The following is a 10556-nucleotide window of genomic DNA, read 5'->3' as shown; positions in this document are numbered from 1 at the left end:
GCTGCCGCAATAGCATCCCCCATCGGGAAAACAAAAAGCGGACGTCCGCAAATGCTGACGCCCGCTTCATTTTGGAAACAGTTTCTACTGACAAATTCAGTTCATGCCGAAGCGACCACGAACGATTTCGAACTCAAATTTGTCAATGTGTCTCGTTCACCAACCCAGCTTCACAAAAACTATTGCTGATTCAGGGCTTCTTCCATCGCAGCGTTGTATTCATCTTCCGTCATCCCATCCATGGATGATTCTTCACCGGCGGGAGGCGCTTCGACAACGCTGCTTTCCTTTTCGCAACCAACGGGTATTGAAAATAACAATGCAGCGACCGCCGCGAGTGTGAGCTTTTGCATGACAATTGATTCGCTTGAGTGAGGAGACAGCGCTCGACAAAGCGGGACTTTGACAGAAAGTTCCTTGCCGACCTATTGAAGATGACCCGAAACCAAAGGCCAGGACAACACGCAAATCAACAACAAAGATGCGAAAATCGCATCATTGTTGCGCCCACCCCCTACGGGATAGGTTGAGACCACTGAAGAGATGCAAAGGGGTACAGCACCCCGCTTATTGTCTTATTCGTTGCTTTTCTGAGTGGAGATACCGTATGAGTACCCAGACGCAGAAATCTACCGGCTTCACGCTGGTGGAACTCCTAGTCGTCATCGCGATCATTGGGGTTTTGGTTGGACTATTGCTGCCCGCCGTGCAGGCAGCCCGCGAAGCTGCCCGTCGCATGAGCTGCAGCAACAATTTCAAGCAGCAGGGTTTAGCCCTACACAATTACCATTCCGCCTACAACCAACTACCTGTTCAGGGTGGCGGAACAGGAATCGGACTACAGAACAATCGATGGTGGCAAACGGGCAATGACGCAAGCCACGAATGCATGAGTGCATTGGTTGGTTTGACACCATTCTTCGAGCAGCAGGGGCTGTGGGAGATGATCGCAAACCCCAGCACCCAAACCGTTACCGGTGCGGCACCTCCGGCAACCACCGGGCTGACCAATCCACCTCGCTGGCCTGCGATGGGCCCCAACCCAAGAAACTACTCTCGCAATCCGGGATACATTCCATGGTCAACGGACATTCCAACCCTTCGCTGCCCCAGCGATCCTGGCAAAGGGCTGCCCGCACTCGGACGAACCAACTATGCGTTGTGCCTCGGTGACTCGCCTGGTCAACAACACCACCAAAGTCGAAATGGGGATCTCACACCCCGCACGGCCAACTGGGCGATCGGGAACTACAACTCCGTTTCGCGCGGAGTCTTCATGGTGCGTCGATCGGCTAAATTCCGAGACATTCTCGATGGTCTGTCCAATACAATTGCGATGGGCGAAATCATCACCGACTTGGGCGACCGTGACAAACGATCGGCTGCCTCATGGCGTCGTCAAAGCTCCAATGCGGTGAATGACAACCCATCGTTCTGCGTGGACAACAACGAAGTTGATCCCGAGCGTCCTCTATTCTGGTGCAATGGTGGCCCCAACTGCACGGATCCCGTGGTACTGAGCTCCAACAATCACGAAGCTCGTGGTGCCAACTGGGCGAACTTCCGCGCGATGTGCACTCAAATGTTCACAGTCCGTCCCCCCAATGCAGAACTCTGCGTGGGAACCTGGATTGACAGCAGCGGCACTCACACCGCCAGCAGCCGACACCAAGGCGGCGTCCATGTCCTGCTGACCGACGGAGCAGTGAAGTTCATCACTGAATCCGTCGACGCAGGGAACCAGAATGCTGGAGCGGTTCGTCGTAACCAGCCTGGCCCACGTGCCCCCGGTTCTGCAAGCCCGTACGGGTTGTGGGGCTCACTCGGAACGAAAGCTTCTCGCGAAACGATTGAGACGGAGTTTTAATTCCGAGGACGCTGATATCTGACGCCCAATCTAAAAACGAGCCTTCTCGATCACTGTCGGGAGGGCTCGTTTTGCTTTGGACCATCAGTCGGAACTGCAAGCAACCGTGTGTCAATTCTCACGGACACGAATCCAGTGGTCATGAAAGCGGAGACCTTCATCCATCTCGATCGCTGGCATATGACATTCAATGCAACCACTGTCAGTCGAAACACTGCACACGACATGCTCTGTGTTCTGAACATCATGGCATTTGACACAGGCATGAAGATGCTGGTCTTCCGAAACCGATTGAATGGTTTGATGCGGGTTATGACATGTCGTGCATCGCATCTGCTCATTGGACTCCAAGTAGCAACGGCTTCGCAGCATCCCGACCGGCTGAAAGCGTGCTAGAAGATCGGGGTACTCCCGAATTTCGGTTTCGGAAAGATTCTTCGGCATGCGATGACAATCTCCGCAAAGCTGGATCTCCGATTCGCCATCCCAATCCTCTCTTCCAACGGAATACTTCGGTGGCGTTGGCATCGTTCGAGCAGCCTCCACATGCTCGCGTCCTGGACCGTGGCATTTCTCGCAGTTCACATTCGCGACCAGGCCTTGGATCTCCCCAGCAACCACCTCGCCCTGAGTGGTGTGACAATAAACACACCGCTGCAGCGGCTCCCCGCGCGGCCTGTCGCCGAATAATTCCAGTGCACTGGCCGGGCTCTTCTTAGAATGCCCGGGAGTGATATCGACCCTTTGACCGTGATAGCAACTGACCCGATGCTCAATCCCTTCGACCTGCCCATCAGCAGAGGTCGTCAGTGTCAACATCGTTTGTGCATGCTGCCCCGATCCGAGAGCATACTGAAGTGGAAATGCCTCTTCGCCAAACTCCGAAGGGAGACGCACGAACAATTGGCCCGCGTCATCCACGCCATACTCGTAGACACCGTAATCTTTCCCGCCATCGAACTGGGTGCCAGCGAAGATGCTTGGCAAATCGGTCTCGGACACTTGATGGAATGTCGATGCATGCCCGTGCTTCGCATGCAATTCAAAATTGGTCTCGTGACATTCACGGCACACATCCCGCCCCACAAACCCAGTGTCCTGCGAGGGCGTTTCCAATCGTACCTTGCCTTCAAACTGAGCAAGCGAAACACCCGACAGGCTAGTCTGAAACACACCATGATCGAACTCACTGTTCAACATCAGGGTCGTGGAAGCCACCACCAGTAGGCCAATGACCGCCCCAATCACTCGAAGGTTCGATTTGCCGACCACAATCAACTCAATTCGCAAGGACGGTTGTACGAAGCCATGACTCCGCTTACTCACTAACAGTCAGATCTTAACATTGATCCAACCACCTGGAAGACTTTCTTTTTCGCAGCCGCGCAACCTCGACGCGTTGTGCTGGCGAGGGAATAAAAGAGGTACAATCAAAAGTAAAGCTGGAAGTGTCGTTGCCGGCATTCAGTTCGCTGCCAACGGCGTTGCCATGACCAAGATTTGCCTCCACACGGCCTCAACCGTCAAGCAACTGCCACAAACACGTCGCCGTTCCCATTGCGTTTTGGAATCTGATGCTCCGAATTGATCACGCAATCGTGCCCACCATAGCAATCCTCAGAAAATCGGTTGGCCTCTGCGTGCTGGCGACCCTGATGACAGGATGTCATTCAAAGGATCCGCAAACAAACTCCAATCGCGAAACGTCTGCTCAAGCAGACATACGAAAGAAGGATACATCGCCCCAAATCGAAACGGCATCGAATGACACCGAAGTGACACCAAAAGCATCTCGTCTCCCCATTTCAATCGCGAACGATGAACCACCACCAATCGATGTCTTTGCCCTGCAAGAAAAGGCAGCAATTGCATTGAAAAATGATGACCACGACAAGGCTTATCAACTCGCTCGTCAAGTCATGCGTCTAGAGCCGAATGATCCGAGCTCCATCTTTTTAATGGCGCGCGTCTTAGGCCGACGCAACCGTTTCCCAGAAGCGATCCAGATGCTGGACAAACTAGCGTTGACCACACCTGACGCACGACTTCCTGTGTTGGGGCAGACCGCCCAGTGGATGGTTCAATTCGGTAAGTGGAAAGAGGCGGAGCAGCGTTTCCAAACACTCTTGCAGGAGGCCCCCAGAGCCACCTTGGTTCATCGCGAGCTTGCTGAGCTATTCATCCGCCAAGGCAGAACATCCGAAGCAACGGAACATTTGCAAACGCTTTGTCAGCGAGGTGACATCGAAGAACTGGAACTTCGACATTTGCTCGCGGGAGGACAACCGTTCCATGGTGACACCTCACTGGATGAGCTTGCACCGATCGGTGTTCGAGGAAGAGCCATGTACGCAGTCAGTCGTGGCGAGTGGAAACAGGCGAGAGCAGAACTCGAAGCATCGGCGACTCGTCCGAGCGACACGTTGCCGATCCTGGGACGCATCCACGTCCACCTCAACGAACAAGAATCACTGAGTGCATGGAGTGAAGAAGCCGATCGGGTCGATACATCCAATCCAGAATGGAGCTTTCCCAAGGCGGCCAATCTCGCGAATCGAGGAATGCACGTTGCTGCCGTGCGTTTGCTGTGCGAAGCGGTGCTGTTCGACCAGACAGACAGCGAAGCCTACCGTCTGCTCAGCCAATCACTGCAAGCCATCGATCGACCAATCGAATCAAAAGAGGCTGCAAAGCGGTACGAGTTGATCACTGAAACGAAACGAATGGGCCGTGAAATGTCTTTGAACGAAGATCGCGACGATGCAAAGATCGTCAGCCTGATCGAAAGTCTCGATCAGTTGCAGCGTCCCTGGGAATCGTTGCATTGGTGCGGTATCCGCCTGGCGTATGCAAATGCAAACAACGCGCTCTCTCAAAACGAACTTGATCGCCTCGCAACCCAGATCAAAGAACGCAGCACCCGACTCAACAACGAAGGATGGATGCTAGACCGCCAATTTGTGACTTGCGGGATCGACCTGGATTCACTTCAGCAGACCGACGCAGCAATTGATACACTGCCCAAAAACGAATCCGTGCGAAGCGACTGACTTAGGTGTTGACTGAATGAGCTGGACGAATTTTCTGCTGGCTCTTTTCGGAGGGGCCATTTGCTGGGTGGCATGGATTGCTTTCGCTGGCAGCACGCCATCCCAGCGGGTGGTGATCTCGACGGGTTCTGAGCAAGGCGTCTACTTCCAAGTCGGCAAGGAGATCGGCGACTCTTACATGAATCGCCATCCAGAGATTCGATGTGAAGTAATCCCGAGTGAGGGAAGCCGTGAAAATGTCGCTCGCCTGCAAGATGGGACGGCGGATGTTGCGATCGTTCAAAACGATGCCGTTGCCGATCAACGCGTTCGCAGCCTAGCGATCCTTTACACCGAAGTGCTGCATTTGGTTTGCCGGAAGGATGTCGGCATTGAATGCTTGAACGACTTGGCCGACCACCCCACCAACCTCGGTTCGTTATCCGGCGGAACTCACCCGTTGGTGGAAGCACTGCTGCAATTCTCACGGGTCGAAATCCCTGCGGAGCACCAACAGAACCTGGGGTTCGCTCAATCCGCCGAGGCATTGCGTGCCGGAGAACTCGACGCGGCTTTCTTCTTAGTCGGGCTGGGATCTGAAATCATTGAGGAATTGGTCACCAGTCCCGAATTTGAGCTGGTGCCAATCCAAATCCGCGCCGTGGAAGACGAAGCAACCTTCATTTCAGAGCGGGCGTTCATCGACGGATTCCGCACGCACTACCCGCACGCGAAAGTGGCGGTCATTCCGCTGATGCCGTACGAAGGTAGCCCGATCACTCCCACGCCTTCTGTCGGCATCGGCGCGGTCTTGGCGTGCCGTGCGAACTGGGATGAAGAACTTGCCAACGATTTGGTTCAGACCATTTTCGCGCATCGCGCGGTCCTGGGACGAAAGATCTCTCTGCTCAGTGGACTCGATGAACAATCCAGCCAGGCTCAACTGCAGGTCCCACTTCATCGTGGCGCGGAAGCTTACTTTCGCAGGAATGAACCCGGGTTCCTGGCTCAAAACGCCGAGTCGATTGGGGTGTTGATCACGATCGCGTTGCTGCTTGCCAGTGGCTTGCATGGGATCAAGAAATGGATTGATCAGCGACGCAAAAACCGAGTCGATGTGTACTACGGCCGAGTGCAACACATCCTCGATTCGATTGGACAGCAGCGAGTTTCCGATTTCAGCGTCGCACTGCGAGACCTGGAAGAGATCGAATCGACCACGTGCCAAGAACTGATCGAAGAGCGACTCGACGCAGACCATTCCTTTGTCATTCTGCAGAACATGATCAATCGCTGCCGAGCCGAAATCGAACGAGCAGAAACAACTGCAAGGCGAACCTAAAGGATTCCCAGGAAGGCCTCGTGTGGGGCGGCGAGGCTGGGGCGAAACACGACGCCGATGCGGGCCAGGGTCGTCCGACTGGCGGACCTAGGAACTGGCACTGCGGTAGCTGCCGAGTGCTCGGCGAAAGACCCAGCGGCTGAACAAGACACTGAGCACTGTGGCGACCAGTGCCCAACCCACCAACATCCACTCCTCGTTCGTTCGTGGATCGATGGGCTTGGCCAACAAACGAGCCGGCACGTTCACGACCACCAAAACCGGCACCACAAACGTGAAGAACCCGTACATCGGTGTGCCCCAACCGCGGTTGTAAATCTCCATCGGGTAGCGACTGAAGTTGGTGATGTAAAACCAAAAGTTGTAAAGCGTTTGATTACGTCCCAACCAAATGCTGGTCGCGGAAAGACAGATCATCAGGCTGTACATGATCACGACACCGCACATGCAAAACAGCACATACAGCACCACCGACATCGCCGTCGGAATGTGCGGGTCGACTTCCCGGGTGGCCAATCTCGAAAGCGCCACGCCGGCGATCACCAACCCAGCCAAGAAGTTGGCCAAGGACGACCAACTGACCCGCCGGAATGAAATCAAAAACTGGGTGTCGATCGGTTTCAGCAAGGCAAAGTCCAACCCGCCCGTTCGAATCAGTTCACTGAACTCCTCCGCGTTGGGCATGAAGAAGGCCTGCACAATGGAGTTGATGAACCACGTCGTGGCCAAAAACAAAAAGAACCGCTCCCGATCCCATCCCGTGTCCGCTCCGATGGATCCGGTGAACTGAAAGATGATCAGGTAGAAACCGACGTTCATCAGCGTCCAGCCAATACTGCTGGCGCACTCAATCACGAAGTTCGCACGAAACGTCATGTCGCGAACCAAGCTATTACGAGCAAACGTTCCGAAAACGCGGACGTAGCGCATCCACTCGGACCCAGCCTCTCGTTCCGAAACACTCGCGTCGTTCATCCACTGGTCATCCATGGCGGGTCTGCCTTGACTCGAACCGTCTGTAGCTGGCTTGGACTGCATGGCATCAACCTCCATACCCGCTGTAACGAGCCACACCGCGGGAATATGACCAACGACAGACAACAATGAAGCACGTCAACCAAGCCGCTTCAATTGCCATTTCCATCGGCAAGTCCTCATCGGGAATCTTCCCCAGGAACACTGCCGCAGGAAAATACGCCAAATACTTCAAAGGCAACAAATTGACGAACCATTCGATGCTGTCGGGCAACAACGAAATCGGAAACATGTGCCCCGACAAGAAGAAGCTGAACAGCATGTAAAGAAACAGCAGCGACGAGACCTCCAGGAACCAGAACCCGATCATCCCGATGGCAGCTTCGAGGAAAAAGCCGATCAGGAATCCCATCACCAGCGATCCCAAGAATGCAATGAACAAGTGTGGCGGCGGGAATCCTCCCACGAAGTAATCGCGGCAAAGAAAGAACACCAAACCAAACGGTGCGATCGCGATCGCGTAATAAGCAACCTTGTGAGCGATCCGGTTGATCAACAGGAAACCGATCAAATCAATCGGCTGGATCAAGTAACGTTTGATTTCGCCTTCGCGAATTTGAAGGGCAATGCCTGAGGCCAGGCCTGGCATGCTGGAGAACGCCCGGGCCAACATGGTGATCAGGTAGTACGCCACCATGTCTCGAAAACCGAACCCACCGATCTGCACCGCCTCCGTGGCGGAATTCAATTCCGATCCACCGGCGGCCGAATCGACCAACCGTTCGGCCGGTTGGCTAGCGGCGATCGAATCGTAGATTGCCCACCACAGAAAAATCTGAGTGACGATGGGCAGGAACCGCATCAATGTCCCCAGGGCGAAGTCCCCTCGATACACCAAGCGTTCGGACAGAGCGGTGCTGAAGATCTTTTTCCAAATCCGCACGCGTCCGCCCCAAGTCGCGGCGGCGACATGGTGCGAATCCGGGTCCGAATCGTTGAACGACGAAGTTGCGGTCGCCATGAAAGAAATAGCAGTGAGGCTTTGAAGAAAGACATCCAGGCGACCAAGCACCCAGGACACACACGGCAAAACGGGCGATCACCACGCTCGCCGTCCCAAACCAAAGTAGCTGAGAGGCGAAGTTCTTCCGATGCCCCTCCGGTTGAGAACGCTCAATCCCGGCGTTTGACAGCGTCTTCCGCGAGAACGCTGAAAAGAGTTTGCCCGTTTCATTTTCGCCGAAGATTGCTATTGACGTGTCCGTGAAACCGCAGCAAACTTCTCTCATGCTTGTAACGAAGCGGGCAGCCTGCCAATTGGGGAATTCCACCCACCGCGGCTGACACACTACGCTACAGGGATGTAACCGGATCGAAATTTGCCTCGGCACCTCGTTCTTTCCCGTTTTCGACGGGATCGCCGAACCGCCGGTCGCTCAGGAAGAGTGACGATCACTTCGCAGCCGCGAAGCCGGGTTGACCGTTCCACTGACCGCATCCAATTTGGGTCGGCAGCCGTTGACAAGCCAGCAAGGAAAATCTTGCTCGACTTGCCCGCCGCATGTCGTTTCTAAGGTGGATGTCCCCCCGCGTTCGTGCTGGTTGAATTTGTCGACATGACAATTTGCCCGGCCTTTTGACAGGAGCGTTCGTTTGTCCTCTTCAACGGACTTCGACGTCAAAGAGCGAGTTCGCGCCGCGACCGACATCGTTGATGTCATCGGGCATGATCTGGAATTGCGTCCGCAGGGCCGTCACTTCGTTGCCCGCTGCCCATTCCACAACGACACACGGCCGTCGATGACGGTCAACCAAGAACGGCAATCTTGGAAATGCTGGGTCTGCGACATCGGCGGGGACGTCTTCAGCTTCGCCATGCAGCGTGAAGGCGTGGACTTCCCCACCGCACTGAGAAGTCTGGCCGAACGAGCCGGCATCGAAATTCCCGAATTCAATCGCGGCCCCAAAACCCAACCTGGCAGTCCCAACGACAAAGCCACTTTGATGAAGGCGGTGGACCTGGTCTGCCGAGCCTACTTTGATGAATTGGCCAGCGGACAATCCGACGACGCCAAAATGGCTCGCGACTACCTCGCCAGCCGCGGCATCGACGACAGCAACCGCGAACTGTTCAAGATCGGCTTTGCCCCCGACTCGTGGGACTTCGCCGTCAACCTGCTGAAACGAAACAAGTTTTCCGAAGCAGTCGCGCAAGCCGCTGGAGTCGCGATCGGCCGGGATGGAAGATCCGGTTGCTACGATCGTTTTCGCGGCCGCCTGATGTTCCCCATCGACAATGCACAAGGCCAAGCAATCTCGCTGGGCGGCCGAATCATTCCCGCGATCGCTGACCGCATCGCGGAAGCCAAAGGCGACGGGTCCAATGGCGGCGCGAAGTACATCAATGGTCCCGAGACCATGCTGTTTCGCAAATCCAATGAGCTTTACGGCTTGCACCTCGCTCGCGACGCGATGCGTGCTGCGGATGAAGCTCTTGTCATGGAAGGTTACACCGACGTCGTCGCAACTCGCATGGCGGGCATCAACCACAGCGTTGCCGTTCTGGGAACGGCACTGACCGCCTCGCACGTTCGCGTTCTCAAACGTTTCGTCAATCGAGTCGTGCTGGTCCTCGATGGTGACGAGGCTGGCAAACGTCGCGCAGAGGAAGTCCTGGAACTCTTTGTCACCGCCGATGCGGACTTGCGAATCCTGACGCTGCCCGATGGACTGGACCCGGCCGACTTTCTCGCACAACAATCTGCGGCGAATTTGCTGGACATGGCCAGCAAGGCCCCCGACGCGATGGACCACAAGCTGAATCGCTTGACCGAAGGCGTCGACGTCACTCGCGACACGCACCGAGTCACGACGGCGATCGAAACAATGCTGGGCGTGCTGACCAAGTCCCCACCCAAAAGCGACAAAACCGAACTGAAGATCGACCAGTTGCTGGTTCGCATGAGCCAAACATTTGGATTGCCGGTCGAGCGCTTGCAACGGCGACTGGAAACCGTTCGCGAAGAAAACGCTGAACGCGAACGCAAGCAAGCTCGCTACCGCAAAGCCGGCCAGAGCAATGGCCCTCGAAACTCCGCCCCCTCCGGCCCGCCAAGCTCTCCGACCGTCTCTGCCCAGCCCGCTGCCCGACCACCAGCCAACGCGCCCGCAGACGACTTCGACCCGTTCGCACAAGCGGCAATGGAAGACGCAGCGGCATTTGGAATCGATGAAGGCTTCGACGACTACGCGCCGTCGGCCCCCAGCGATTTTGGCATCCCCGATCACCAACTCCCCAGCGGCCAAAGTCGACCGAGCCAACACGGTCCAGGCCAGCAGCATC

Annotated in this window: 8 protein-coding genes; 4 read left to right on the top strand and 4 right to left on the bottom strand. The window is 55.6% G+C overall.

Annotated features, from left to right (window positions below):
- Positions 1 to 179: 179 nt before the first annotated feature.
- The gene (locus tag ACF8AM_RS05970) at positions 180 to 353 is read right to left on the bottom strand and encodes a hypothetical protein (RefSeq protein ID WP_392554744.1); all 174 of its coding nucleotides are present in this window, start codon (positions 351 to 353) and stop codon (positions 180 to 182) included.
- Positions 354 to 607: 254 nt separating this feature from the next.
- Between ACF8AM_RS05970 and ACF8AM_RS05965 the strand changes: the two genes are divergently transcribed.
- Positions 608 to 1867 (top strand): DUF1559 domain-containing protein, encoded by a 1260-nt coding sequence (locus tag ACF8AM_RS05965; RefSeq protein ID WP_392554743.1) that lies wholly within the window; start codon positions 608 to 610, stop codon positions 1865 to 1867.
- A 111-nt stretch (positions 1868 to 1978) separates the two neighbouring features.
- On the opposite strand, the gene ACF8AM_RS05960 is transcribed toward ACF8AM_RS05965, so the two are convergent.
- Positions 1979 to 3193 carry a multiheme c-type cytochrome gene (locus tag ACF8AM_RS05960; protein ID WP_392554742.1) on the bottom strand — a complete coding sequence of 405 codons (1215 nt, stop codon included), beginning with the start codon at positions 3191 to 3193 and terminating at the stop codon, positions 1979 to 1981.
- A 449-nt stretch (positions 3194 to 3642) separates the two neighbouring features.
- Here ACF8AM_RS05960 and ACF8AM_RS05955 point away from each other — a divergent pair, with 449 nt between their 5' ends.
- Positions 3643 to 4917 (top strand): tetratricopeptide repeat protein, encoded by a 1275-nt coding sequence (locus ACF8AM_RS05955; protein ID WP_392554741.1) that lies wholly within the window; start codon positions 3643 to 3645, stop codon positions 4915 to 4917.
- A 16-nt stretch (positions 4918 to 4933) separates the two neighbouring features.
- Positions 4934 to 6238, top strand: coding sequence for a TAXI family TRAP transporter solute-binding subunit (locus tag ACF8AM_RS05950; RefSeq protein WP_392554740.1), 1305 nt, complete (start codon positions 4934 to 4936; stop codon positions 6236 to 6238).
- 87 nt (positions 6239 to 6325) lie between these two features.
- On the opposite strand, the gene ACF8AM_RS05945 is transcribed toward ACF8AM_RS05950, so the two are convergent.
- Both ACF8AM_RS05945 and ACF8AM_RS05940 read right to left on the bottom strand, forming a co-directional pair.
- Entirely contained in the window at positions 6326 to 7291 is a 966-nt protein-coding gene (locus ACF8AM_RS05945; RefSeq protein WP_392554739.1) for an ABC transporter permease, read from the bottom strand.
- On the bottom strand, positions 7281 to 8234 hold the full coding sequence (locus ACF8AM_RS05940; protein ID WP_392554738.1) for an ABC transporter permease: 954 nt from the start codon (positions 8232 to 8234) through the stop codon (positions 7281 to 7283). The genes ACF8AM_RS05945 and ACF8AM_RS05940 overlap by 11 nt, the downstream gene beginning before the upstream one ends.
- A gap of 632 nt (positions 8235 to 8866) precedes the next feature.
- On the opposite strand from ACF8AM_RS05940, the gene dnaG reads away from it, so the two are divergent.
- The coding region (dnaG, locus tag ACF8AM_RS05935; protein ID WP_392554737.1) for a DNA primase at positions 8867 to 10556 on the top strand (1690 nt) is incomplete at its 3' end.

The sequence above is a fragment of the Rhodopirellula sp. JB055 genome, assembly GCF_043100905.1.
Lineage (GTDB): Bacteria > Planctomycetota > Planctomycetia > Pirellulales > Pirellulaceae > Rhodopirellula.
This window is presented reverse-complemented; position numbering and strand designations above follow the sequence as displayed.

What these genes read in the sequence shown, in the direction of transcription:
- ACF8AM_RS05970 (WP_392554744.1), bottom strand. Translation starts at nt 353, where the DNA reads ATGCAAAAGCTCACACTCGCGGCGGTCGCTGCATTGTTATTTTCAATA.
- ACF8AM_RS05965 (WP_392554743.1), top strand. Translation starts at nt 608, where the DNA reads ATGAGTACCCAGACGCAGAAATCTACCGGCTTCACGCTGGTGGAACTC.
- ACF8AM_RS05950 (WP_392554740.1), top strand. Translation starts at nt 4,934, where the DNA reads ATGAGCTGGACGAATTTTCTGCTGGCTCTTTTCGGAGGGGCCATTTGC.
- ACF8AM_RS05945 (WP_392554739.1), bottom strand. Translation starts at nt 7,291, where the DNA reads ATGGAGGTTGATGCCATGCAGTCCAAGCCAGCTACAGACGGTTCGAGT.
- ACF8AM_RS05940 (WP_392554738.1), bottom strand. Translation starts at nt 8,234, where the DNA reads ATGGCGACCGCAACTTCGTCGTTCAACGATTCGGACCCGGATTCGCAC.